This window comes from Streptomyces sp. P17 (assembly GCF_032436805.1).
Lineage (GTDB): Bacteria > Actinomycetota > Actinomycetes > Streptomycetales > Streptomycetaceae > Streptomyces.
This window is the reverse complement of the sequence record NZ_JAVRBF010000373.1, coordinates 1-408: the sequence shown is the minus strand read 5'-3', so window position 1 is coordinate 408 and position 408 is coordinate 1. Positions and strand designations below refer to the sequence as shown.

Genomic DNA, 408 nt, shown 5'->3' with positions numbered 1-408 from the left:
TTGGTGTAATTTGGTCCCTTGATGATCTTGCGAGTTTCATCCATGATTGGCTCGCCGTTCTCATCAAACTTGGACCACTTCGAGCGGTTGACTTCATGAAGCCCGTCAATAAGTTTCATACCAGCACAGTGAGCAACACCCACAGCGGTGACAATCTGATCGCAGAGTGCGTCCAGAATTTCGATCCGATCTTCTTCCTTGATCGAAATGCAGTCTTCTTCACGCATGGCTTTGGACATCTGTGCCAGCGTTTCAGCCGTCATCTTGATGGAGAATTGGAGCAATGGATTGCTGCTGGTAAGCTTTTCCATCATCTCGCTGACTTCTTCCAGATGCACACCGATCTGCGTGCTCAGGTCTTTGGTGGTCGGAAGCGGCTTGGCCTTATCGAACCAATCGACGGTATTC

General features: G+C 49.5%; 1 protein-coding gene. It reads right to left on the bottom strand.

The features are described from left to right. Positions 1-408 (bottom strand): nucleoside triphosphate pyrophosphohydrolase family protein (locus RMT89_RS41345; protein WP_315888903.1); only part of this gene is annotated, 408 nt, incomplete at both ends.